General features: G+C 53.0%; 19 protein-coding genes and 4 tRNA genes. 13 read left to right on the top strand and 10 right to left on the bottom strand.

Going from position 1 to position 24,651, the window contains the following annotated elements; genetic code table 11:
- A complete protein-coding gene (gspD, locus tag FE845_RS02710; protein WP_200361626.1) occupies positions 1–1,962 on the top strand; it encodes a type II secretion system secretin GspD in 1,962 nt (653 codons plus the stop codon).
- A gap of 10 nt (positions 1,963–1,972) precedes the next feature.
- Here gspD and FE845_RS02705 read toward each other — a convergent pair whose 3' ends face one another.
- The 6 genes from FE845_RS02705 to purE form a co-directional block, all read right to left on the bottom strand.
- Positions 1,973–3,982 (bottom strand): M48 family metallopeptidase, encoded by a 2,010-nt coding sequence (locus FE845_RS02705; protein ID WP_200361625.1) that lies wholly within the window; start codon positions 3,980–3,982, stop codon positions 1,973–1,975.
- 11 nt (positions 3,983–3,993) lie between these two features.
- Complete coding sequence (locus tag FE845_RS02700; protein WP_200361624.1) at positions 3,994–4,581, bottom strand: LemA family protein; 588 nt, start codon at positions 4,579–4,581, stop codon at positions 3,994–3,996.
- Positions 4,582–4,604: 23 nt separating this feature from the next.
- Positions 4,605–6,665, bottom strand: coding sequence for a putative bifunctional diguanylate cyclase/phosphodiesterase (locus FE845_RS02695; RefSeq protein WP_200361623.1), 2,061 nt, complete (start codon positions 6,663–6,665; stop codon positions 4,605–4,607).
- Between the two features lie 269 nt (positions 6,666–6,934).
- Entirely contained in the window at positions 6,935–7,513 is a 579-nt protein-coding gene (gene sodB, locus FE845_RS02690) for a superoxide dismutase [Fe] (protein ID WP_200361622.1), read from the bottom strand.
- Positions 7,514–7,602: 89 nt separating this feature from the next.
- Positions 7,603–8,727: a 5-(carboxyamino)imidazole ribonucleotide synthase gene (locus FE845_RS02685; protein ID WP_200361621.1), complete on the bottom strand. Its 1,125-nt coding sequence runs from the start codon at positions 8,725–8,727 to the stop codon at positions 7,603–7,605.
- 165 nt (positions 8,728–8,892) lie between these two features.
- The gene (gene purE, locus FE845_RS02680; RefSeq protein WP_200361620.1) at positions 8,893–9,384 is read right to left on the bottom strand and encodes a 5-(carboxyamino)imidazole ribonucleotide mutase; all 492 of its coding nucleotides are present in this window, start codon (positions 9,382–9,384) and stop codon (positions 8,893–8,895) included.
- Between the two features lie 325 nt (positions 9,385–9,709).
- Here purE and FE845_RS02675 point away from each other — a divergent pair, with 325 nt between their 5' ends.
- The 5 genes from FE845_RS02675 (at position 9,710) to FE845_RS02655 (ending at position 12,084) form a co-directional block, all read left to right on the top strand.
- Positions 9,710–10,669, top strand: coding sequence for a hypothetical protein (locus tag FE845_RS02675; protein ID WP_200361619.1), 960 nt, complete (start codon positions 9,710–9,712; stop codon positions 10,667–10,669).
- 169 nt (positions 10,670–10,838) lie between these two features.
- Positions 10,839–11,648, top strand: a complete 810-nt coding sequence (locus tag FE845_RS02670; RefSeq protein ID WP_200361863.1) for a DUF2846 domain-containing protein — start codon at positions 10,839–10,841, stop codon at positions 11,646–11,648.
- A 130-nt stretch (positions 11,649–11,778) separates the two neighbouring features.
- Positions 11,779–11,854: transfer RNA gene (locus tag FE845_RS02665), tRNA-Val, on the top strand.
- Between the two features lie 69 nt (positions 11,855–11,923).
- A tRNA-Asp gene (locus FE845_RS02660) sits at positions 11,924–12,000 on the top strand.
- 8 nt (positions 12,001–12,008) lie between these two features.
- Positions 12,009–12,084, top strand: a tRNA-Val gene (locus tag FE845_RS02655).
- Between the two features lie 39 nt (positions 12,085–12,123).
- Here the strand turns inward: FE845_RS02655 and FE845_RS02650 are convergent.
- Positions 12,124–13,530, bottom strand: coding sequence for a 3-oxoacyl-ACP reductase (locus FE845_RS02650; RefSeq protein WP_200361618.1), 1,407 nt, complete (start codon positions 13,528–13,530; stop codon positions 12,124–12,126).
- A 230-nt stretch (positions 13,531–13,760) separates the two neighbouring features.
- Here FE845_RS02650 and FE845_RS02645 point away from each other — a divergent pair, with 230 nt between their 5' ends.
- Together FE845_RS02645 and FE845_RS02640 are read left to right on the top strand one after the other, a co-directional pair.
- The gene (locus FE845_RS02645) at positions 13,761–15,098 is read left to right on the top strand and encodes an acetyl-CoA C-acetyltransferase (RefSeq protein WP_200361617.1); all 1,338 of its coding nucleotides are present in this window, start codon (positions 13,761–13,763) and stop codon (positions 15,096–15,098) included.
- A gap of 91 nt (positions 15,099–15,189) precedes the next feature.
- Positions 15,190–15,266, top strand: a tRNA-Met gene (locus FE845_RS02640).
- 159 nt (positions 15,267–15,425) lie between these two features.
- Here the strand turns inward: FE845_RS02640 and FE845_RS02635 are convergent.
- On the bottom strand, positions 15,426–16,871 hold the full coding sequence (locus FE845_RS02635; RefSeq protein WP_200361616.1) for an esterase-like activity of phytase family protein: 1,446 nt from the start codon (positions 16,869–16,871) through the stop codon (positions 15,426–15,428).
- Between the two features lie 321 nt (positions 16,872–17,192).
- On the opposite strand from FE845_RS02635, the gene FE845_RS02630 reads away from it, so the two are divergent.
- Complete coding sequence (locus FE845_RS02630) at positions 17,193–17,927, top strand: ParA family protein (RefSeq protein WP_200361615.1); 735 nt, start codon at positions 17,193–17,195, stop codon at positions 17,925–17,927.
- A 1-nt stretch (position 17,928) separates the two neighbouring features.
- Here FE845_RS02630 and ppk1 read toward each other — a convergent pair whose 3' ends face one another.
- Both ppk1 and FE845_RS02620 read right to left on the bottom strand, forming a co-directional pair.
- Positions 17,929–20,154 (bottom strand): polyphosphate kinase 1, encoded by a 2,226-nt coding sequence (gene ppk1 / locus FE845_RS02625; protein WP_227714003.1) that lies wholly within the window; start codon positions 20,152–20,154, stop codon positions 17,929–17,931.
- A gap of 276 nt (positions 20,155–20,430) precedes the next feature.
- Entirely contained in the window at positions 20,431–20,655 is a 225-nt protein-coding gene (locus tag FE845_RS02620) for a hypothetical protein (protein WP_200361614.1), read from the bottom strand.
- A 346-nt stretch (positions 20,656–21,001) separates the two neighbouring features.
- Here FE845_RS02620 and FE845_RS02615 point away from each other — a divergent pair, with 346 nt between their 5' ends.
- The 4 genes from FE845_RS02615 (at position 21,002) to FE845_RS02600 (ending at position 24,578) form a co-directional block, all read left to right on the top strand.
- Positions 21,002–22,108, top strand: a complete 1,107-nt coding sequence (locus tag FE845_RS02615) for a M14 family zinc carboxypeptidase (protein ID WP_200361613.1) — start codon at positions 21,002–21,004, stop codon at positions 22,106–22,108.
- On the top strand, positions 22,108–22,866 hold the full coding sequence (locus FE845_RS02610) for an alpha/beta fold hydrolase (RefSeq protein WP_200361612.1): 759 nt from the start codon (positions 22,108–22,110) through the stop codon (positions 22,864–22,866). The genes FE845_RS02615 and FE845_RS02610 overlap by 1 nt, the downstream gene beginning before the upstream one ends.
- Positions 22,867–22,986: 120 nt before the next feature.
- Positions 22,987–23,745 carry a GNAT family N-acetyltransferase gene (locus FE845_RS02605; RefSeq protein WP_200361611.1) on the top strand — a complete coding sequence of 253 codons (759 nt, stop codon included), beginning with the start codon at positions 22,987–22,989 and terminating at the stop codon, positions 23,743–23,745.
- Positions 23,742–24,578: a lysophospholipid acyltransferase family protein gene (locus FE845_RS02600; RefSeq protein WP_200361610.1), complete on the top strand. Its 837-nt coding sequence runs from the start codon at positions 23,742–23,744 to the stop codon at positions 24,576–24,578. The genes FE845_RS02605 and FE845_RS02600 overlap by 4 nt, the downstream gene beginning before the upstream one ends.
- Positions 24,579–24,651 lie beyond the last annotated feature (73 nt).

The raw sequence follows: 24,651 nt of genomic DNA, 5'->3' as shown, positions 1-24,651 counted from the left end.
ATGTATAACTACAAGACCAATTTATTGCGGACCTTGGCTCTGCTTATCCTTCTTCCTCTTATGTCGGCAGCCTACGCTCAGGACGAAACCTGGCGGCTGAACCTCAAAGACGCAGACATCCGCGCTTTTGTTACTCAGGTTGCAGACATTACCGGATACAGCTTTGTGGTAGACCCTAGGGTGAAGGGCAAGGTAACGGTTCTTTCCAGTGCCCCGATGAACAAGAACGAAATCTACGACCTGTTTCTAGCCGTGCTCAACGTGCACGGGTTTACGGCTATTCCCGGGGAAGAGGTTATCAAGGTTGTTCAGCAAGTTGATGCGAAGCAGTCCGCCGAAGTGCTGGGGCGTTTTTCAAGTATTCCCTCCGAGCAGCTTATAACCCGGGTTATCCAGATCGATAACGCCAACGCGCTGGAGTTGGTTCCTATTCTGCGGCCCTTGGTCGCAAAGTATGGTCACCTTGCGGGTGTGGCTGCCGCCAATGCCCTGATTATTAGTGATCACGCGTCTAATATTAAACGCATGGAGCAAATTGTTCGGGAGTTGGATAGCCCGTCGAAATACGAAGTGGAAGTTATCAAGCTAAAAGAGGCATGGGTTGGCGATATGGTTGCCTTATTGCAAGAGCTTGCTCCGGATGAGCTTGGTCGTGCAGGTAACGATAACTCTGCAAGAAAATACAGCGTCACTGCTGATGAGCGCAGCAATCGCCTTATTCTTCGTGGCGATGAAACCTTTCGTGGCAAAATGCGCGGCCTGATTGCACAGCTGGACCAGCCTTCTGCCAGTGGTGGGGCCACTAAAGTTATCCGTCTTAAGCATGCTGATGCAAAAGGCCTTAGTGAGCTTTTAAAAGGCATTATGGGTGAGGTCACCAAGGAGGCAGCCGGTGGAAGTGGTGCGGCTGGTGGTGGCGCCAGTACGAAACCTCAGGGTAATTTTGCGGTATTCGCAGATGAAGGGCTGAACGCATTGGTTGTTCGTGGTGAGCCGTCTTTGATGCAGGAAGCGGAGGAAATTGTCGCTGCGCTGGATGTGCGCCGTGCTCAGGTATTGATTGAAGCTGCGATTGTGGAAATCAGTGATGAACTGGGTCAAGATTTGGGCGTTCAGGTAGCTGTCGGCGATGAATCAGGCTCCTCAACACCCGTGATGGGCACCAATTTTGGCAACGTTGGTAGGAGCCTCGGTGATGTACTGAGCGCAATATTGACCGAATCAGCGATTGCGCCAGCGGTTGGCGGCATAACTATGGGGGCTGGCCAAAGAGACAAGGGTGGGGTTAGCTGGGGCATTCTCCTGCAGGCGCTGTCCACCTCAGCGGCGGCAAACCTATTATCGACGCCGAGCATAATCACATTGGATAACCAAGAGTCGGAAATTATTGTGGGCCAAAATGTGCCTTTCCGTACGGGTCAATCTACGGTGGCTGGTGATGGCACTACTAACCCGTTCACGACCATTGAGCGTCGCGATATTGGTCTTACGTTAAAGGTAACGCCAACAATCAGCGCGGATGGGCTTGTGAGGCTGGTGGTAGAGCAAACAACAGAAAGCGTAGCCGATAGCATTGATAACGCATCTGACATCGTAACTAACAAGCGTGAGATCAAGACAACCGTGCTCGCGGATGATGGTGAAACCATCGTGCTGGGCGGTCTTACCCGCGATGATTACACGGTCAGCAAGAGCAAGGTACCGCTGTTGGGCGATATCCCATATCTGGGCCGGTTGTTTTCGTCGGAGTCTGAGCGCCGGGTAAAGCGTAATCTGCTGGTGTTTTTGCGGCCGAAGATCATGTTGGGTAAAGCGGAAGCAGTTACGGTTACCTCGGAGAAGTTCAATAAACTCTGGAAGGTCAATCTCGATATACGCAACAAGCTGGGCCTCCCAGAGGTTAAATCAAACCCGGGTGTGAACGTTTTGTTCAGTACAGGGGAGGGGGAGCAGGCCCCGTAGGCCTGCTTGCTCACACCACCATCGGTGGCATTGGGCAGTCCATTTGGTCTGCCACTAGCCTCATGAGTTCGTACTCCCTCGGCTCAATTACTCCATCGTAAGTGATGCAGTGTCCGCAGGCGTCGATAACAGCAGGCTTTAACAACGGAGAGAGCCCGTTCAGTGATGTCAGTGCTTCCTGCAACTGACGCATGCTTACTTTTGCCAGCATTGGGTGGTCTTCACTACCGCTGCTGGCGAAGCCCGCCATAGCTTCATGGTACAGCGCTTGAGCCTCGTGTTGAGTGTTGCCTACCCCGGCTCGAGCCAAGAGGCTCAGAAGCTGTTGCAATGCAGGCATCACGGTCTTATAGCTGCGATAGCGAACGGGAATGGCCCGGGCAGCATCCACTCCGAGGTGGCGCGAAAGGAAACTGGTAAGCGCCAGCTCAAACAGCGTTACTTTGTTGTCTGCGTTCACTAATACTCTTACCCACCGAATCAAATCCGCCCGTTCTTCAGGATCGAGCTTCCTGAGTGCAGGCATTGCCAGCTCTAAGGCCGGGAAGCGAACGGCGTCACCCATTTTCTGGAGTGTCGGGATCAGCTTTGCAATCAGGTCGGATTGCGGGCCAAATAACGAATGTTCGGGAAGCAATTCGAGCCGTTTAGTCTGCTCTTGTTGGGTCAGATCGCTGATAAGCAGCGCATAACACAGCTGAATGGCGCCCGCCCGGGTATAGAGCAAGCCGCGAAAGGTTGAGGGCAGCTGCTGGAGGAGCTTGATTGCAAAGTCTTCACCTTCAGGGCTGATGGTGCCGACTCTTTCAGAGAGCCTTTGCATACTGTCGGGGCCGGGGGCAGCATGCGTGGCAATTGCGGAGCCGGAAAGCGACGTGCGCCTGCCAGAGACGGTGCCGTAGAGGTCGGTGGCTGCACTTGCGATGCCTGAAACCCCAGCTGGTTGAAATCCCGCCGTTGCGGAGCGCAGGTCGGCTCCCGATTCCGTGTCGCGAAGGCGGCTTTTCAGGCGCGCCATAAGCCCGGGCTGGATGGCGTGAATGCGTTGTTCAATCGGTGGATGAGACGCAAGCAGCGAGGTGAACTTCATGCGTGCCGCTTCTCCAAAGCACATGTGGTTCATGTTGCTGGCATGACCGGTGGTATCCAAATAGCTACCCCTGAGCCCAATTTTAAAGAGGGCGCCGCCAATGCCGTCCGGGTTGCGGGTGAACTGCACCGAAGACGCATCGGCTAAGGTTTCCCGTTGTCGGGATACAGCGGCCTGTATCAATCGTCCGAAAAAAACACCCACATATCCGATTACAAACAGCGCTATGCCAACAACGCCCATGGCGGCTTGGGCTCGTCCGTCCCGGTTGCGGCCGGCGGTGCGCCCGCTGCTGTAAAATGATGAGCGAAGCAGGAACCCTCCAATCTGCCCGATCATCAAAATGCCAGCTAGCAAAGCAATCAGGCGAACGTTTAAACGCATGTCGCCATTAAATATATGGCTGAATTCGTGCCCAACAACACCTTGCAGTTCGTCTCGGGTTAGCTGTGTTATCGCGCCATGAGTGACCACCATAACGGCCGAGCCAGGAGTGTAACCCGCTACAAAGGCATTGATGCCCGTCTCGTTGTCCATGATGTAGAGTTCCGGCACAGGCACACCGCTTGCAATGGCCATTTCCTCTACAATATTGCACAGCGTGCGCTCGTCGCTGTCGCGAGTATCTGGGTCAATGGGGCGGGCGCCAACCATTTTTGCAACTCGACTACCGCCACCGGCAAGATCCGCCCAGCGTATCAATGAGCCCATGCAAATCAGAATTACCACGGCTGCGGCGGTAATCAGACCGTGGCTGGAAACCAGCCAGTGATGGAAGGGTTGGCTGGAGGTTTCGCTGCGGGTTACGAAGTAACCCACCAAACACACAGCCAGAGTGATCAGCACCACAGCTGTAAGGAACAAAACGACCAACAGACTGGTGTTGCGCCGGGCGCTGGCCTGACGCTGGAAAAACCCGGGGTGAGCCATGTGTCAGGGCCTCAAAAGGCCACTTTAGGCGCCTGACGGGCCTCTGGAGACTCAAGTTCCAGCTGGGAGGTTTCTTTGAAGGCAAACATGCCTGCAATCACGTTATTGGGAAATTGCTCGCGGAAGATGTTGTAGCTCATCACACCATCGTTATAGGCTTGGCGGGCAAAAGACACGCGATTTTCTGTGCTGGAAAGCTCTTCCATCAATTGCTGGATGGTCTCATTGGCCTTCAGGTCAGGATAGTTCTCCGCTACCGCATAGAAGTTGGCTAGAGCTTTGGTTAGCAGATTCTCGGCGCCGCCAAGACGCTGAATTTTGGTGCCGTCGCCGGGATCTTTTGCGGCGTCTTTCTGGGCGCTCACCGCATTGTTTCTGGCTTCCATGACTTGTGTGAGCGTTGATTTTTCATGGGTTAGATAGGCTTTGGCAGCTTCTACCAGATTAGGAATCAAGTCGTGCCTGCGTTGGAGTTGCACATCAATCTGCGCAAAGGCATTTTTGAACTGGTTGCGCAGAGAAACCAGACGGTTATAAATAAAAACCAGATAGATTACCGCAACGGCAATAACGATCAGGCCAATAATGGTAGTGCCCATGGCAAATCCTCACAGGTAATGGGTCAGGTGTTATTTTCTACGATTTTCTCGTGAAATCCCTGCACAAACGTCTCGAAATCAGCTGGTCGCAGGGGCTTGCTGAAAAAGTACCCCTGCGCCAGTTTGCACCCCCGTTGGGTGAGATAATACTCTTGCTCTGCCGTTTCCACACCTTCGGCGACAACGGTTAAATTGAGGCTTCTGCCAAGGTCGATGATGGTGTTGGTGATGCGAGTATCTTCTTCATTTACGAGCAGGTCACGAATGAACTGCTTATCAATTTTCAGATGTTGCACCGGCATTTTTTTAAGGTAGGTGAGGGAGGAGTAACCAGTACCGAAATCGTCTACCGCAAGGCTTATGCCCGCTCGATTCAGGGTATGTAATTTGGCTACGGCATCGGACAGGTTGGTCATGAAGCTGGTTTCTGTCACCTCCAGTTCGAGCCGGCCGGCCGGAATATCGTGGCGCTTCAACGTACCCAGAATGTCATCAACAATCGTGCTTTGGCGTAACTGCACTGCGGACAGGTTTACAGCAATGCGCAACGGCAGCCCTTTGTCTGCCCAAAGTTTGGCTTGAAGACAGGCTTGTTCTAGAACCCACTGACCAATTTCGACAATGGAGCCGTTATTCTCTGCAACCGGGATGAAATAATCCGGCGGTACCAGCCCGCGCACAGGATGCTCCCAGCGGAGCAGCGCTTCAGCGCCTATAACCCGCTTGGTCTCCAGATTTATCTGGGGCTGGTAAACAAGGTGCAGTTGGTTAAGCGATAAGGCTTTTGATAGATCGTTCTCTAGCTGTTTACGGTCTCGGATTTCCTGATCGATACTAGCCACGTAGAACTGAAAGTGATCCCGGCCTTTTTGTTTGGCCAGCATCATGGTCTGCTCCGCGCTCTGGAGCAGACGATCGGGCTGGTTGGCATCAGAGGGGTAAAGTGCAATACCCAATGTTGCTGTCATGGAAACGGTCTGGCCCTCTAGGTTTATGGCTTCGCTGAACCCGGCGAGAATAGCTTCGGCAGTATCAGCGGCCTGAAAGCCGTCTTTGAGCCCTTTCTCTACAACAACAAATTGATCTCCGCCAAGGCGTGCGATTGTGAAGCGCGACCCACTTAGAGAATTAACCAGCCTATCTGCTACGGTTTGAAGGGTAAGATCCCCTGAGCGAAAACCGCATTGGTCATTGATGGATTTGAAGTCATCGATGCCGCATACGGTTACGGACAACAGCATGTGACTGCGCTTGGACTCTTCAATATCGGCCTTTAACAGTTCCATGAAACTGTCGCGGCTGAGCAGCCCTGTAAGCTGATCGTAGCGTGCGAGCCGGCTTACTCTGTCTTCAGCTTCGCGATGGCGCTTCTGGCTCTCACCAATGGCAGTTAGCAGAGTGTTGGTGGCGCCCACCCAAAGCCCGAGTTCATCTTTCTCATGGCCAGCTGGCGTAGCAATTAGGCGGTCATCTGGGTGAGCCGGATCTACCTGTTTTACCGAATGTACAATGCGCAACAGTGGGCGGGTTAACAGAATGTAAAACACGAAGAACAGAACCATGCCGAGAATGACCGCAGTAGCAACCACTGAAGTGAAGGTCGCGGTAGCGCGTCCTAACCATATGTGGGCAGCTGGCACCGTATCGTAGTGAACATCAAAATAACCGTACACCAAACCTGAACCGTTGCTGCGTTTCAGCTCTGTGCGGTAATGGCGCTCTACACCAAAAATGGCGTCAGTCAACGGCCTAAAGATGCTCTCGGCCATAGGTCGCTTACGGCTGCTAAGTGGCTCTTCGTTTGTGTGGAGTATCTGGGCTAGGTGGACGGCTTCACGAGCAAACAGGCCGTCCACTACTTGGTCTGCCAGATCAGCGTCAATGCTGAACACAGCTTGAGTTGCTGCATCTTTAACCATGGCGATGGTTTGCATGGCTTCATTGTCCAGATCGGCAGACACGCGGCGTGCATCTAGCACCACCTGTATGGCGCTGAAAATCACACCGCTGATCAGCGCGACGGCCAGTATCCAGCGAAGGATTCTATAGCCGAGACGATTTTCAACCTCAAAAGATTTCCGCATTTAGACCCGTCGTTAGCCTATCCACTAGGCGCCCGTAGACTTGAAGCTGGATTGCGCTGGCGACTTTAGCGAAATGGCGCCAACGGTACGGATTATGGTTTAGATTAAACGACACTGCATCATCAAGTATCGACGATTATTTCAAATAGTTCAGGATACTGGCGTTTCAATTTGTAAATTTGATTAATGATTATACAAAAACGCCCGCTGAATGCGGGCGTCTTACATTCAGCCGTTACCAGCTGAATCTGGAACACTAGCCAAATTGATTAGGCCAGATTTTCGTTCACGAAATCCCAGTTAACAAGATTCCAGAACGCTTCCAAATAGTTCGGACGGGAGTTGCGGTAATCAATATAGTAGGCGTGCTCCCAAACATCTACCGTCAGAACAGGCTTGTCTGCGCCGGTAAGCGGTGTTTCTGCGTTGCTGGTGTTGGCAATGGCAACGCTGCCATCAGCCTTCTTTACCAGCCAAGTCCAGCCAGAGCCGAAGTTGTTGGCTGCCTTGTCATTAAATTCTTTCTTGAAGTTATCGAAAGAACCGAAAGCCTTTTCGATGGCTTCTTTTGCCGCACCTGTTGGCTCGCCGCCGCCGTTAGGGCTTAGGCAGTGCCAATAGAAAGTGTGGTTCCACACCTGAGCTGCGTTGTTGAACAGCGGGCCGCTAGCGCTTTTGATAATATCTTCAAGCGACTTGTTGGCGTTGTCGGTACCTTCAACCAGACCGTTAAGCTTGGTTACGTAGGTGTTGTGATGCTTCCCGTAATGATACTCGAGGGTTTCAGCAGAGATGTGTGGTGCTAGTGCGTCTTTTGCGTAAGGTAGTGCTGGAAGTTCAAATGCCATGAGGTCGTTCTCCCTAGTCTCTCTATTATGGTGAGTGTTACTGCACTAATATAGGGTCGATTTGAGCGATATCAACCCCGTAAGATGATTCAGGCTATACGGTTGCTGTGTAATGAGCTGCTGAATTCAGGGCTGCCGGGTAAAAACTGCACACAGTTCCGAACTCGCCAAACCAGTTCTTCATAACTGTCGGCCAATACGTTGACGTGGCCTAGCTTGCGGCCAGCCCGTTCGCCTTTATTGTAAAGGTGTACATGAGCGTAGGGGAGTTCAAGTAAGCGTTCAACATCGCCGTGTTCTCCAATGATGTTAATCATGCAGCTTAAACCGCGATGCTCAACACTGCCCAGTGGGTGCCCGCTCACCGCCCGAATATGGTTCTCAAACTGGCTGGTCATCGCGCCTTCAATGGTCCAGTGCCCGGAGTTGTGAACTCGGGGTGCCATCTCATTTGCGACCAGTCCATTGGCTGTTTCAAAAAGCTCAAGTGTAAGTACACCTACGTACCCCAGTTCATTCAACAGAGCTTTTATATATCGCTCTGCATCTTCTTGAACGTGTTTTTCAAGCTTCGGTGCTGGCGCAATGGCATACCGAAGAATGCCTTCGTGGTGAACATTTTCTGAAATCGGGTAAAACGCCAGTTGGCCATCTTCACCACGCACAGCGATGATAGACACTTCGCGGCTGAACTCTACAAATTTTTCGACCATTAGCCGTGGGTGCCCAATACTTTCCCATGCGGCTTCTGCATCTTCGGGGCTCTTCAATACAGCCTGGCCTTTGCCGTCATAGCCTTCGGTGTTGGATTTGGCTACAACCGGGCAGCCAAGGCTTTCTGCTGCGGCTTTTAGGGACTCAGCGCTGTCGGCGATTCTCCATTGTGGTGTGGGGATGCCAAGCTCGCCGAACAGTGTTTTTTCGGCTTCGCGGTTCTGGCAAACCTGCAGGGCGCGGGGGCAGGGGTGAACGGGTTTTTCTCTCGCCAGCTTTTCTGCCACATCTACCGGGAGATGTTCAAACTCGTAGGTGACGCGATCGACCCGCGATAGGAAGTCGTCGAGGTATTTGCCTTCGCGGTCGATGATGACTTCACCCAGACCAGCGCTGGGGCTGCCGGACATGTCATAGAAAACAAAGGTTTTGGCCAGCGGATAACCGGCGAGGGCAAGCATTCTTCCCAGTTGGCCGGCACCTAATACACCAATTCTCATTTGTATTCTCCTGCCGTTGTCGGGCATTAGTCAAAGTTTTGGGGGCGTGCGGGAAGGGCTTTCCAAAACTGTGCGGAGCCATGGATGGCGGAGCCAAGCGTACACGGACGTATTCACAGCGTGTTTTGGAAAGCCCTTCCCGCACGCTCTTGCACGGATTTGGGGCTACTGATCTTTCGGGTCAGGATTGTCCAGAATTGTTTGGGTCTGTGTCGTCCGGAATTCATCTACTGCTTTTCGAACACCTTCATCAAAAGTGCCAATAATTTGCGCAGCTAATAGGCCTGCATTTGTTGCGCCAGCGTTGCCGATGGCCAGTGTGCCGACGGCAATGCCGCCAGGCATTTGAACAATGGAAAGTAACGAATCGAGGCCGCTCAAGGCTTTGGACTGTACAGGCACACCCAGAACCGGCAAGGACGTTTGCGAGGCGACCATGCCGGGTAGGTGAGCTGCGCCGCCAGCGCCTGCAATAATCACTTTCAGGCCGCGGTCGGAGGCAGTTTTCGCGTAGTCGAAAAGCAGGTCCGGGGTGCGGTGGGCGGAGACGACTTTGGTTTCATAGGCAACGCCGAGTTTTTCGAGCATGGTGGCGGCGTGTTCCATGGTGGGCCAGTCGGATTTGGAGCCCATGATAAGTCCTACAAGCGGCTGCATACGCAACTGTCCTGTGATAATTGGAAAGCCGAACATTGTATGTTTTGGCTATCTGCCATGCAAGGAAGGTGTTTGGCCTGTTTATGGAGAAGCACGTCGACGGGGGCTCTTCCCCGGGAACCGCTACAAGCACTTCCCTGTGCGCTTGTCTTCGGCCGTCCTTGGCCTTCGACATTCCCGGGGAAGAGCCCCCGTCGACGTGCCCGAAAATATACGCGTCTGCGACCAGACCGAAGGTGTCAGTAGGCTTCGTCATTTCAACACTCTGACAACTGCATGTATTATCAGTGCCAGTTAATTTAACCGTCCATATTCAGGAGCTGTAATGGAACCCATCCGTCCAGATGACGATGAACTGAGAGCCGAGCGGCCTATTGGTGCGCCAGAGCAGAAGGCGCCAGCTCAGAAGAAGCCGAAATCGTCCGCCGAGGGAGGAGGTGGGAAATCCAGACCATCGAAGCCCGCCAAGGGTAACGGCAACGGAGGTGGTAGCGGTCGGTCGGGTTTGGCTGTTTTGTGGTTGTTGGTTATTGCCGTGGCCGTGGCTTCAGTGGCGGGTTGGTATTCCCAAAATCAACGGATTCAGCTACTGGAAGCGCAGCTGGAGGAGGCGGATTATTGGGCGCGTCAGAGTAAGCTGGCGTTGGCGCGGTTCGAGGGGGATCTTTCCGAGACGGGGGAGAGTTTGGAGGAGCGTGGTGCTTCGCTGACTGAGCAGTTGGAATCCCAGAAAAAGCAGCTGGATGAGGCGGATAGTGAGATTCGCAAGCTTTGGGTGGTAGCGAATGAGCGGAATAAGAAACGACTCAATGATCAGCAAGAGAGAATTTCTGCTTTAGAGGCGGGCCTTGCGGAGGGCGAGAAGGCGTTGGCAGATGTGGGATCTACGGTTGAAAAAGTGCAGACGTCTTTGACTGCGGATTTGGCGGCGCTTAAAAAGCAGACCGATACGTCGGTTGCAGTTTTGGAGGGTGCAAACCGACAGGCGACGGAGCAGTTGACTACTTTAGGCAAGCAGTTGGCGGATGTGGATCAGGTGGTTGAGCGCCGGGTGAGGCGATTTGAGCAAGAGCAGAAGCTCGGTATCAAGGGGATTGAGGGGCGCTTGTCAGCTCTGGAGAAAAAGGTTGCTGGGGGTGACGGTAACAAGCAGCTTGAAAATGAGCTTGCGGCCTTGAAGAAAGATGTTCAGGCCATTGATTCGTCTCGCGCCCAATTTACCTCGCGGCTTGTGCGGTTATCAGAAGAGGTTAATCAGCTTCGTAACGAGATGTCAGTGCAGTAACGGTTTGTTATTCATCCCTTGCGGTAGCTCTCATTTATAGCGCTTGGCAGTTGCTATGATCAGGCTACTCACCAAAGGATGAAGAGTTAACAAAATGAAAACCCCTGTGTCTTTTTTTGAGCCTTTTAAGCTGAGCTCACTTTGCTTTCGTGTGTTGTTAATTGCGGCCATGCTGTCGGCGTCTGGGTGCACGATTTACCAGTCTATTGGCAAAAGTACCGGGTCGTTTCTGCACCCGGTTTCCGGCCATGATTTTGTGCACATTGATAACGATAAGTGGGATCGCGAACATGCCGTACTTTACTTCTATCGCACCCACTCTCAGTGGGCCGCTGATGAAATTGAAGCCCCTAGCGTCTACATCGATGACGCCCATTATTTCAATATCCGCAATGATAGCTTCACGTGGCTGGTAGTGAGCCCTGGCGAACGTCATATCGCCATGCGCAGGCCGCTACTGGGGCTGGAAGGGTTGAACTCGTTCAGTCTCAGCCAGATTGCAGACGCCACGTTAGAGGTTGAGCCGGGCGGGATTTACTATCTACGCTACAACGAGGTTTCTGAGCCTACGCGCGCGCATCCTGACCTCGATCCCGAGCACCCTCTGGCGCAGGGTGACCTGCAGCTGGTTACCAGAGAATACGCCATGCAGGAGCAGGAGATCGTCTCAACACGCTTCCTGAATAGTGACTTGTTGGCACCAAACCATGCCGCGGTTTCGATTGTAGAGGCCAATGAAGATGCCGATTACGAACGGCAAATGGCGCTGCTTGAAGAAGAGCGTGAGTTGGAATTGGAGCGTTTGGAGCGCGAAGGGATATATGAGCCTTCGCCTTGGTATTGGCCGTTTGGTGGCGGCCCGTCGGCTCCACTTGAAGCGGATCAAAAGATTGAGAAGCTGGAGCAAGACTATGCTCAGTTAGAACTGGAACGCGAGCGTCGTGAAGCGGCAGAGTCGAGTGGATGGTGGTTTTTTTAGAGTTTCCCGAAAAAGATTTGACACCGCCGAACAAATGCTTAAAATGCGCCTCTCACTTGGTCGAGCAATGAAGTCTGTTCGCAGGCAATATCAGCGTTTTCAAGTGAGTGCCTTTGAAAGGTTATGAAGTGGGTGGTTAGCTCAGCTGGGAGAGCATCGCCCTTACAAGGCGAGGGTCACTGGTTCGATCCCAGTACCACCCACCACTTCTTTCTAAGGCTAGCATCGGGCTCTTGAGTTCGGTGCGCGATTCAGGCTTAATGCCGAATCAATGCGGAGCGGTAGTTCAGTTGGTTAGAATACCGGCCTGTCACGCCGGGGGTCGCGGGTTCGAGTCCCGTCCGCTCCGCCACTCTTTCTGGGTGGTTAGCTCAGCTGGGAGAGCATCGCCCTTACAAGGCGAGGGTCACTGGTTCGATCCCAGTACCACCCACCAGATTTTAAAAAGGGCAAGTCCAATGGACTTGCCCTTTTTTTACTTCCCGATCAGCGATTGCCCGCACACTCTTACAACGTTCCCGTTAACGCCGCCTGATGCAGGGCTGCAATACCAGGCAATGGTCTCTGCAACATCGACAGGCAGGCCGCCCTGCGACAAGCTGTTCATGCGTCGACCGGCTTCGCGCAAGGTCATGGGCATGGCCGCTGTCATTTGAGTCTCAATAAAGCCCGGGGCTACGGCGTTGATGGTAATGCCATTCTTTACCTGCTTTGCCATAGCTTCCACATAGCCGATCACGCCGGATTTTGCGGCCGAGTAGTTGGTTTGTCCGAAGTTTCCGGCAATGCCGCTGATAGACGAAATGCAGACGATCCGCCCACCTTCACGCAGCAGTTCTCGGCTCATAAGCTCGTCGTTAATGTGCTCTTCTGCAGTTAGGTTAACTGCAATGGTCATGTCCCAGAAATGCTCCGGCATGTTGCCCAGAGTTTTGTCCCGGGTAATGCCAGCGTTATGAATAACCAGATCCACCCCGCCAAAATGCTTTTCGACAAAATCTGCAATTTTTGCAGGAGCATCTGCAGCGGTAATGTCACAAGCCAGGGCTTTGCCTTTGATTGCACCGGTTACTTTTTCCAAATCTTCCATTGCGGGTTCAATGTCCAGCCCAATAACCGTAGCGCCATCGCGAGACAAGGTTTCGGCAATGGAGGCACCGATACCCCGCGAGGCGCCAGTTACCAATGCAATCTTCCCAGTAAGCGGGGCCACCGGGTTTGTGGTCGGTGCGTCAGTGGTTTTGCCAATGCGCACAACTTGGCCTGAAACATAGGCCGACCGGGCAGACAGGAAAAAGCGAAGACTGGATTCCAGCTGTTTCTCGGCATTCGGTGCAATCCAAAGCAGGTTGGCCGTGGCGCCTTTTTTGCCCACTTCTTTGCCTAGGCTCCGAGTAAAACCTTCCAAAGCTTGCTGTGCTGCGGCTTGAGGTGCTTTGCGGCAGGTCGCAGGGTCCTGACCAATAACCACAACTCGGGCGTTGGCACCAAGTTTTTTGATGGTAGGATGAAAGAAGTCGTAAAGTGCGCGAAGATCGTCTGGGCCTTTGAGGCCGGTGGCGTCAAACACTAAAGCCGAAAATTTGGTGTCGGAAGCGGCCGCTAAATCCAATGCCTTTGCTTTGTTGCCCGCTTTTGAAGAATCTTCAAGTGTTGCCTTTCCGCTGGCATGGTGCAGTGTTGCAGCGCTGGCACCAAGAACACCGCCAACCACTGCTATAGCTTTTCCGCCATTACCCGCGCCGACCAGCACATCACCTTCAATAAACGGTTGATCTGCGCGCTTGAGACGCTTGAGGGGCGCCGGTGAGGGTAAACCAAGCGTTTGTGCCGCGGTTTTGCCCACGGGCGTATTGACGAGTTTGAGATAGATGTCTGACATGGCTTCGTCCTTGTGTTGGTATGATGAGTGGAGTATGAAAGATTACAGAGTAATGAATCCATCAGCTATGTGATTGACTCAACGCTTATAAGGCTTTGTCAGGCATGCCAATGAGATGGCGGCTGTGGGCGCTAGACTGCATTCATAAACTGCTTCCCCGAGTGCAAGCGTGTGGAGGCTGCACCTTCAAGCCCTCGTACTCTGGAACCCAATAGAGAAAGGATATCATCATGGCACAGGCTCAGAAGTCCAACCAAAAGAAATCCCCAGGCCCTAAAGCGACAGAACAGAAGGCGAGCGGAGTTCGTCGCGTAGCCATTCTCGGGGGCAACCGAATTCCGTTTGCGCGCTCGAACACAGCTTATAGCAAGATTGGAAATCAGGAACTTCTGACATCGGCTTTGCGTGGGCTTGTAGATCGTTACAACCTGCAGGGTAAACGTGTTGGTGAGGTGGTTGCTGGAGCTGTGATCAAGCACTCCCGCGATTTCAACCTGACCCGTGAGGCTGCATTGAGCTGCGGGCTTGCGCCTGAAACGCCGGCCTATGATATTCAACAAGCCTGCGGCACAGGGCTGGAAGCGGCCATTCTGGTTGCCAACAAAATTGCTCTCGGCCAGATTGAGTGTGGTATTGCCGGTGGTACGGACACCACTTCAGATGCTCCTATTGGCGTAGGTGAGGGTTTAAGGGAGATCCTTCTGGATTTAAATCGTGCCAAGACGACGAGTGACAGGCTCAAAATCCTCAGCCGTTTTCGTCCTTCCCATCTAAAGCCGGAAGTACCTCAAAATGGAGAGCCGCGCACAGGAATGTCCATGGGTGAGCATGCTCAGGTCACCGCCAAAGAGTGGGCAATCCCCCGTGAAGAGCAGGACTTACTGGCGTGGGAAAGCCATCAGAAGTTGATGAAGGCGTACGAAGAGGGTTTCTTTAATGATTTGATGACGCCGCTGGCTGGACTTGAAAAAGACAACATATTACGCCCGGACACCACGCTGGAAAAACTGGCAACTTTGAAGCCGGTTTTCGATCGCGAAAACGGCACCATGACCGCTGCTAACAGCACAGCGCTGACCGACGGTGCTTCTTGTGTGCTTCTGGCGAGTGAAGAGTGGGCAAAAGCCAATAATTTGGAAGTGAAGGCTTGGCTGACCTTCTCGGAAGTGGCGGCTGTGGATTTTGTTGATAAAAAAGAAGGCCTGTTGATGGCTCCGGCTTACGCTGTGCCGCGGGTTCTGGAAAAAGCAGGCCTTAGCCTGCAGGATCTGGATTTCTATGAAATTCACGAGGCGTTTGCGTCTCAGGTTCTTGCAACACTCAAAGCTTGGGAAGATCCGGCATTCTGTAAAGATAAGCTGGGCTTGGATAAACCGCTGGGTAGCATTGACCGCGCCAAACTGAATGTTAAAGGCAGCAGCTTAGCCACAGGTCATCCATTTGCTGCCACCGGCGGGCGAATCGTAGCTACACTCGCCAAGCTTCTGGAGGAAAAGGGAAGTGGCAAAGGCCTGATTTCAATCTGTGCCGCTGGCGGCCAAGGCATAACGGCTATTTTGGAGCGATAAATTAGACGAAAGCCAGAATAGGCTTTGACAGATTGGCTAAAGCGCCGTAGTATGCGCGCCACGGTGATCGAGAGACCACCAACCAGTTTGATGCGGGGTGGAGCAGTCTGGTAGCTCGTCGGGCTCATAACCCGAAGGTCGTAGGTTCGAATCCTGCCCCCGCTACCATATAAAAGAAAGGCAGATCAGTTACTTACTGGTCTGCCTTTTTTGTTTTTTGAGTGTCGACAATAACTGAGTGGAAAACCAGATTGGGCGCTTGGCAGCTTCAACTGGCTGCTCGCAGGATCACTGCGCAATGGCCCAGCCACCCCTGTTTATACCGTCTTAGTTGCTGGACAAATCTAATCCGTCGATGATGTACAGTCGGCTTCCGTCGATGGTGTTGATGTCGAGCTTTTTCTGCTCCAGCTCACCACCTGTGGACCAGGTGGCAAAATCGTCATCGTTCAGAACGCCAAGGTGGCTGTCGTCAATGACCCACAGACCTTCCATCTTGTCGTGAGGGAAACCCACCGCAGCGACCATATCTACAACCAGCTTTTTTTCAGCCGGCACGATGCCTGCTTCGGTCAAACTGGTCCAGTCGCCGTCTGCAAGGACTACCTCTTCCAGAGTTTTGCTGTCGATGGTTAGGCCTAGCGCGTTGTCCTGATCTATGTTGCCGGTTGCGGCTATCTCCTCAAGGTTGGTTGCGATCGAGAGGTCGACGCGGTAGACATGCTTCTGAGCGCTGGGGGTGGCGGCACTGGCACCGCCGGGGCCACCATCAAGGAAGCTGCCGTCACGCTCAATGACTAGAAACTCTGTGTTGCTCAGGGCGACGATCTCTGAGTTGGAGTTCTGAGTCTTTTCCTGTTTGTATAGATACTGTCCCACCTCTTTCGTGTTCAGGTTAACCGTGACGATACGGGTGATATCCAGATCTTTGACACTGCTGTCCGGGTTGTACATGGTCGACTGCATAATCCCGACAAGGGTTTTTTCGTCCGGTGTGATAGTCAGGCCTTCCATACCGCGGTTGGCGCGACGATTGGCGAACTCGGCTGGCAGGTTGATGCTCGTGCGAGCGTCACCGGAAAATGCGTTGATTCTGTCGATCTCCACGCCGTTAGCATCATAGTGGACTAAATGCGGCCCATACTCGTCGCTGACCCAGAAGGTGCCATCGCTCAGCGCAACCAAACCTTCGCCGTCAAGGCCGTAGTCGTCCAACCTGAACGAATTAGTGATCTCGTCGTAAGGTTTGGTGTCGTCGATCAGAATGGGCTCACCGCTAGCGTAGTAGGGGGTCTCACCGGTGCCGCCTAGAGCAGCGCTGTTGGGCAAACCGCTGATTTTATTGCCGTCGAGGTCTTTGAGTAGAATGGTGCTGACGTGGTTTATCTGGCCGTTCTCCATCACTTCGAACAAACCGATTCGCGGAGTGTAGTCCGGGCTTGGGAATTTCTTGCCCTTGCCGAAGTCGCCGGTGAAACTGGCGTTGGGGCCTCTGTCTGTAAGGGCATAGAAGTGAGTCGGGTTGCTGGGATGGGCAGTCATTGCGGAGCCGAAACCGCCATTACGTACCTCCAATGGCTGTCGAGATTTTGCGTCGATTAGGTCGCTGCGCAGGACATCATAGGGCAGGGGTACGCCTATCGCCGGAAAACTCTCCAACACTGCTGCAACACCTGCACTCTTTGTTTCGTCGTTGTTCTCATTAACGGTACTGCAACCGGCCAACATGGAAGTGGCCAGCACCGTGGTAATCAACGTCATTGTCTTATACATCAGCTTTCTTCCTTTTTCTTTTCAACAAAACTCGCCGAAACCGCTAGGTGGCAACTGGATGGCGGTGAAGCGCGTATTAATTTACGCGCGAAAAATGACAGTACGGTGACGGTACCTGAGGGGCTGGCCGCTCCTAACAAGGTTGCTACAGTTGTTGGCATCTTCCCTGAATGGAAGCGTGGAGTTTCTGACATTCGCGCCACCTATGGCGGACTTTTTGTTGGCCAGTGGCAGAAGGTGCGCGATACGAATAAAGCAAATCGATGATAGTGTGGCTCCATCAAAGTAAAATGGTTTTCACCACCTATATTGGATGCCTCCATGAAAATGTTAGCGTTGTACAGCATCAAAGGCGGGGTAGGAAAAACTGCCTCAGCAGTGAACCTTGCCGCACAGTCCGCTTTGCATGGTTACCGGGTTCTGCTCTGGGACATCGATCCTCAAGCTGCTACAACCTACTATCTCCGGGCAAAGCCCAAGGTGAAAGGTGGTATAGACAAGCTCATTAAGGGCAAGGCTTCGTTTGATAAGGTGATCTACGACACTGATGTGGAGAGGCTGGACTTGTTACCGGCGTCGTTCGACGCCCGGGAGCTGGATCAACTGCTTGATGAGAGAAAACCAAGTCATTTGCGTAAACTCCTCAAGCCCATCCGGGAAGACTACGATCTGGTTATACTGGATTGCCCGCCCAGCATTTCTGTGCTCTCAGAGCAGGTCTTCTCCAGCGTGGATGCATTGCTGGTTCCGCTGATCCCGACGACGCTTTCCCTGCGCACACTCAAACAATTGCGTAGTCATCTCGATGAGCAGGACTACCCTTGTTCAGTATGGCCTTTTTTTACGCTGGTAGATCGTCGTAAAACACTGCATCTAGACGTCATGGCACAGCTTTCATCTGAGCATAAATTACTCCTGAGCACGGCTATCCCGAGCTCTAGCGTAGTTGAGAGAATGGGTATTACGCAGGCGCCTTTATCCCAGTTTGCCGCCCGCACGCCTGCAGCGGTGGCCTACGCCACTTTATGGGAGGAGATAGCCCAGAGGTTAAGTTGATTTAAGCCTGTGCCGCGTGTGTGTACAGAAGCGTTTCCTGAGCGCTGATCGCAGCGACTTCTTTTATTGGCGTTCGCTTCACATACGTACCATCAACCGTTAAATCCCAGCTTTGGCTGTTGTCGACCATATAGGTCTCCAGATCCTTTCGCACCCGTTGTGCCAGCTTCTTATCCAAGATGGGGAAGCAGGTTTCTACTCGCTGAAACATATTGCGCTCCATAAAGTCGGCGCTGGAGGCCCAGGCCTCGGGCTGCCCTTCATTATGGAAATAAAACACCCGGGTGTGCTCCAGAAAACGGCCGACGATAGAGCGTACCCGGATATTTTCAGAAACCCCCGGTACCCCCGGGCGCAAACAGCACATGCCCCGGATCAATAAATCGCAACGCACACCTGCTTGAGAAGCGCGGTACAGAGCACGGATTAGCTCTGGCTCCGTTAGCGAATTACACTTGATGATCAAATGGGCCTTTTTACCCCGCGCGGCAGCTTTGGCCTCCCGGGCGATCAGTTGTAGCAAACCATTGTGTAGAGCAAAAGGCGCGTGAAGCAGGGTGGAAATGTTGCGTGCTTTACCCATCCCTGAGAGCTGCTGGAACACCATGTTGACGTCTTCGCACAGGGTTACATTAGCGGTAAAAAGGCTGTAGTCGGTGTAAAGTTTAGCGGTTTTGGAATGGTAATTTCCGGTGCCCAGATGCGCATAATAGCGAAGGGTACCGTTCTCCCGGCGAACAATGTGCATCATTTTTGCGTGGGTTTTGTACGCCATTACGCCGTAGATCACAATGGCGCCCGACTCCTGAAGTTTGGAAGCCAATGCCAGATTCTCCGCCTCGTCAAAACGGGCTCTGAGTTCAATCACAACCGTTACTTCTTTGCCATTGCGAGCGGCTTCGGCCAAGGCGTTGACGATGGGTGAGTCCGCCCCAGTGCGGTAGAGGGTTTGCCTGATTGCGAGAACATTTGGGTCATGCGCCGATTCAGACAGCAGGCTCTCAACGGGAGAGAAAGACTGAAACGGATGATGAAGGAGTACATCTTCCTGACGTATTAGATCAAACAGACTCTCATTGCCACTACGAAGGCCTTTTGGAAGACCCGGTACAAAGGGTTTGTAAAGCAGGTCTGGCCGCTCAACCTCACTGATCAGCTGCATTAGTCGGCTCAGGTTCACAGGGCCATCCACGCGGTAAAGGTCGCGTTCACCGAGTTTGAACTGATTCAGCATGAATTCCGCCAATTCCGGCGGGCAGTTGCTCGCGATTTCCAGACGCACGCCAGCACCGTAACGCAGCGCCGATAATTCTCCTTTGAGTGCTGACGCCAGATCAGAGACCTCCTCTGTGTCCACAGTTAAATCGGCATTGCGGGTAAGCCGGAACTGATAACTGCCCTTGATGGTCATGCCCGGGAAAAGGTCGTCCGCATTGGCGTGAATAATAGAAGAAAGAAACACAAAGTCATCACTTGCTTCCTCACAAAGCTCGGGAGGAAGACGAATCAGGCGCGGCAACGAGCGGGGTGCGGGCAAAATCGCCAGACCTCCTTCCCGGCCAAATACATCCTGACCCGAGAGTTCAACAATGAAGTTGAGGCTCTTGTTAACCAGACGTGGGAATGGATGGGAAGGGTCAAGCCCGATGGGGCTAATAACGGGTTTTATCTCGCTCTCAAAATACTGCTTCACCCACTGTTTTTGTTTCTCGGTCCACCTGGAACGCTGAAGAAAGCGTACGCCCTTCTTTGCCAGTTCAGGGATCAGGATGTCATTGAGAATCTGGTATTGGCGCTCAACATGATGGTGGGCAATAGCTGAAATTTCGTCCAGAAGCTGGGAAGGCCGATGACCGTCGATATCGGCCTCTTCGTGCTGAAAGGCGATCCGGTGCTTGATACCAGCCACGCGAATTTCAAAAAACTCATCCAGATTGGATGAAAATATCAACAGAAACATCAGCCGGTTAAGCAATGGATGCGAGGGGTCCAGAGCCTGCTCCAAAACGCGGATATGGAACTGCAGTGTTGAAAGCTCACGATTAAAGTAGAGCTCTGGTGCAGCGAGGTTGGTCTCCACCGGAACGGCTGGCTTGGCGCGGACGCCTCGCCGTGTTCGATTGACCCTCAGCGGAGAACCCTCTGGGCTACTGTCAGACATATCGCTGACGGGCCTGTCCTGAGTTGGGCTATCGGCAGAAAGCCTCTCATCTTGTGTCTCGTGCATCGTTGACCTCGGGTTCCTGAATGAGCAGGCATAAAACAAGTAGAGTGAATCCGAGAGGTGACAGTTTGATGACAATGACTAAGCGGAAATGCGGAATGTGACAAAGTTGTTCAGTGTTTGCTGTAGGTTGTGGAGACGGGCCGCCATTAGGCGGCCCTGAGCCGATGCTATGCTGCTTTTTTGGCCTCTTTCTTTAGCGACTTGATCTTTTTCTCGTGTTTTTCGATTTTGCTTTGACGTGCTTTGATTTTCTGTTTGATAGCTTTAACGGCTTTCTTAGACATCGAGTTTTCCCTTTGCGCTTTTAGGCTCTTCAGTGGGTTTTTTCTTCTTTCTATGCTTCTTGACGAACCCACGAATGAACTGTCTGATTTCGCGAGCGGCACTGGTATCTAGCTGCTCACACAACTCTAGAAACTGCTCGCGTTCTGTACCGCTGATACGAATCAGCAGTTGGCTATCTTTCTTGTTGGTCTTCACTTTCTTTGGTTTATCGGACATAACTGATGCTCGCGAAAAAGTGAATCTCAAAACTGAAAGATATCTACATTGTATATACATTTTGGGCTAGCGCAAGCTTCAATGGTAATTTGGGGGATTCTGCACAAGCGCGCCGTCTCGGCACTCGAAATAAATATCAGTGTCACGAGGTTTTCATTTTGTTCAGTTATGTTTTAGAAAACTAGCTGGAACAGATCCGACGATGCCCGGTATTAGTCTCTATATTCAAGAAACCGTGTCGCATGAAACACGAAGCTCTCAGGTAAAAGATCTGAATAGAAACTGGCGCTGGAGTACCCGAAGCCGGCGTACGTTAAAATCATGGCGGCTTAGGTGAGGTTGAACCATGACTGAACTTAGCGATCTCACCCATATCAAGGCGGTGCCGGAACAACAGAGCCTGCGTGATGGAAAGCAGCGGCGGCAGTTGCGCAGGCGCTTACCTGAGCTGATCGAGTTGGAGCGTACCCTCGCCGAATCACCAAAGCAGTTTTCAGTTCAGGTGAGTGCAAGCATTCCTGTGGGCTCGCATGAGTTTCCAATTTACCGTGTCGACGTTGGCGATGCGCCAGCGGACCGTCCTGCGCTGCTGTTGCTTGGCGGCGTGCACGGGCTGGAGCGCATCGGCACTCAGGTGGTTACGGCATGGCTGCAAAACTTAGCCAACAGGCTGCGCTGGGATGAGCATCTGGCTGAACTTCTGAAGCAGGTACGGTTGGTGGTTGTGCCCCTGCTTAATCCCGGCGGGATGTATCTGGGCCGGCGCAGTAATCCTGCGGGTGTGGATCTTATGCGCAATGCGCCCATTTCCGCCCAGAGCCCGAGCACCTTTCTGGTGGGCGGGCAACGACTATCACCGTCGCTGCCTTGGTACAGAGGCAAGCTTGATCAAGGGATGGAGCCTGAGAACCTCGCGTTGCAGAGTATCATCGAAGAGGTGTTGTCCGGCCGGCCATTCAGCGTATCGCTTGACTGCCACTCAGGCTTCGGCTGGCGTGATCAGATCTGGTTTCCCTACGCTTACCGGCGCCGGCCCATGCGTAACATCTCGTCCGTTATGGCGCTGAAGCTGCTTTGGGAGCAAGCCTACCCCCACCACGACTATCAGTTTGAGCCGCAATCGGAGCATTACGTTACCCATGGAGATCTGTGGGACTACTTTTATAAGCGCCATAATCGTGCGGCCAGTGCCCCTTGGCTTCCGCTGACTCTTGAGATGGGCTCGTGGCGCTGGTTGCGCAAGCGTCCCCGCCAGTTGTTCAGCCGGGAAGGGCTGTTCAATCCTCTGGTGACTCACCGCCATCATCGGGTTCTTCGCAGCCATATGCTTTTGTTTGATTTCCTGCTCAACGCAAGCGCGAATTACGACAGCTGGCTGCCCACCCCTTCTGAAGGTGAATGGTTGCGGGCTGCTGCCAGAACGCATTGGTACAGTAAGGGCGAGAACCTATAATGGATTGGTTGTTAATCCGAGGGCTGGCAAGGGAAAGTGCTCATTGGGGTGACTGGCCAGAGCAGCTTCGGCGGGCGCGCCCCGTGGATAAATTTCATACAGTTGACCTGCCTGGCACTGGGCTAGCTCGGGATTTTCGCTCGCCCACCTCCATTGTGGAGGCTCGCCAGTTCGCTGATCGGGTGACTCGTAATCTGCCACGCCCGCTTGGGCTGATCGGACTGTCTCTCGGAGGTATGGTGGCGCTAGACTGGGCACTCAATCGGCCTGAAGATTGCGCGAGTCTGGTGCTGATTTCTTCCAGTTCCCGATTGAGTTCGCCTTGGCGGCGAATGCGCCCTGTTCAATGGGCACCTGTTATGCGCATGCTGACACAAGTCGACTGTGATAAACGGGAGCGCGCCATTCTGACTCTTACGAGTAACCGCCCCATTAGTGATGAGGTTGCTCGGCAATGGCAGACGATTCAGCGTGAGCGCCCGGTTCGGCGGGGCGATGTGATTCGTCAGCTCTATGCGGCATCCCGCTATAAACCACCACTTAAGGTTCCTAAAATGCCAACTCTTGTGTTGGCGAGTTATCGCGATCGTCTAACAGACTGGCGTTGCAGCCGGGATTTGGCCAAGTCGCTTGAGTGCCCTTTGGCATTGCATCCTGACGCTGGTCATGATTTGCCATTGGACGATTCGCCGTGGTTGATCGAGCAATTGAATGCCTACTTTCCATTCGGTGAAGACGTTCAGGCCCGCACTAACTGAACTGTCATCGCTTCATCGTAAATTCTTCATCTCGTTGTAAAGCTCCATCTTTAATCTCGGCTTAAATCGGTCTGCTGTTGGTCAGCGGGCAGGGAGTCAGCCATTGGAAGGGGTTAACGAATGCAGAGTCAGTCCAGAGCATCCAGCAGCAGCCGAAAGCTTACCTCCGGTGTAGCAAAGGAGCCGGCCCAAATTATTGCGGCCCAACAGCTAAGGTATGAGGTATTCACCAGCGAATATGGCGCTGATATGAAGACGGATACCGGTATTGACGAAGATTGCTTTGATCCTTGGTGCGAACACTTCGTGGTAATGAACCAAAACGGCGAAGTGGTAGCAACCACACGGCTTTTGCACGGTGAGGTGGCTGAAAAAATTGGTGGTTTCTATTCAGAAGAAGAGTTCAATCTTGATCGCCTGAAACAGAATCCCGGCGTGTTTGCAGAGCTAGGCCGGACCTGCATTCGCAGCGATTTCCGCTCGGGAGCGGCGCTAAGCATGCTGTGGACAGAAGTGGCGCGGTATCTGGTTCAGGAAGGCATCGACTACCTGTTGGGTTGCGCCAGCATCAGCATGCTGGATGGCGGTTACAAAGCATGGCGAGTCACCCATCAGATTCAACAGGAGTACCTAGCAGCAGAGGAATTCCGAGTCACGCCTAAGCGCACATTGCCTCACCTTGCCAGCCAGAGCACACAAACAGACAAGGTTGTGATTCCGCCTCTGATCCGTAGCTATATGCGCTTGGGTGCCGAGGTGTGTGGTGATCCTTGCTGGGACCCTGCTTTCCGCTGTGCGGATCTGCTGGTGCTGCTGAATGTGGATAACCTAGCCGCCCGTTATGCGAGGCGCTACAACCTAGAGGCCAAAATCGCTTGAACAAACTAGAGCGGATTGTCGAGAGTGTTCGGTTCGTCACCCGCCTGAGTGCGTTTTTAGTCTTTTTGTTGCTCAGTATGGCAACCCTCGGTTTGGTTCGAATTATTGAATGCTGTAGCCGGCAACGAATCGACCGAACCGTTCTGGTGAATGGGTATTCCGCTGGTTTATGCCGATTGCTAGGCATGCGCATCCAAACCCACGGCGTGGCGAAGAAGGGCGCGGCCTTGCGAGTGTGCAATCATGTTTCTTGGACCGACATTCCCATTCTGGCCGCGGGCCTTCCCTTACGGTTTTTAGCCAAGCGCGAAGTGGCGTCATGGCCCCTAATTGGTTGGATTGCAGATGAAATCGGTACGATTTTTGTCCATAGGGGTGCGGGAGATTCCGCGAAGGTACGACAAGCACTGGTCTCGTCTTTGGCAGGCGGGAGTTCAGTCATGGTGTTTCCCGAAGGAACGACAACCTCTGGTGAACGTGTGAAGCGGTTTCACCCCCAGATGCTCGGGGCGGCCATCGAGGCTAGGTGCTCGGTACAGGCGATAACGATTGCTTACCACCGAGATGGGCAGCCCGACAGGTTAGTGCCATTTACGGGAGATGATGATTTTGTCGCACACCTATGCCGCCTGCTAAAAAAGCCTGCGGTGCGTGTGGATGTGATGTTCCACCCACCTGTAGCAGTTTCCGCTAGTGATAATCCCGCCGACTTAGCCCAAATGCTTCACCAGAAAGTCAGCCAAGGGCTGGCGATATTGCGCGAAAAAAAAGGCGCATCCGATTGCCAAAGTTCACTTCATGACAGCAACGAAAGTGGTACCGAACTCGGTTAGGTTAAGGTGTTTTGTAGCAAAACTGTCATCATCGCGGTCTAGGCTCGTCCTGAACATTTTGAGAGGCAGTTCA

Source organism: Marinobacter sp. 1-4A, assembly GCF_016597725.1.
In the GTDB taxonomy this organism is placed as follows: Bacteria; Pseudomonadota; Gammaproteobacteria; order Pseudomonadales; family Oleiphilaceae; genus Marinobacter.
The sequence above is the reverse complement of the archived record's forward strand: the minus strand, read 5'-3'. Positions and strand labels throughout refer to the sequence as shown.